Consider the following 253-nt stretch of genomic DNA (forward strand, 5'->3'; position numbering starts at 1 on the left):
GGCCCGATTTTCGGCCAGACGAACTGATTTTTTTCGAGCCGCTTCGAATACAGGCAGACGCCTGAGCCATCCCACCAGGCGATCTTGATTCTATCTGCTCTTTTGGCGCGGAAAACGTAGAGCGAGCCATTGAATGGATCACTTCCAGCACCAGCGCCAATAGGCTATCCGGTCCTTTGCGGAAGTCGACGGGATGACTGGCCAAGAAGACCTTCGTACCAGCCGGGATCATGCAGAGCGTACCGCGCGGATC

At 56.1% G+C, this 253-nt stretch carries 1 protein-coding gene; it reads right to left on the minus strand.

The genetic code is table 11. The features are described from left to right. Nucleotides 1–161 (minus strand): IS66 family insertion sequence element accessory protein TnpB (tnpB, locus tag AC6CIG_RS29810; RefSeq protein ID WP_498324401.1); only part of this gene is annotated, 161 nt, incomplete at its 3' end. Nucleotides 162–253: the final 92 nt, after the last annotated feature.

This window comes from Sinorhizobium sp. GQ132, from assembly GCF_059758575.1.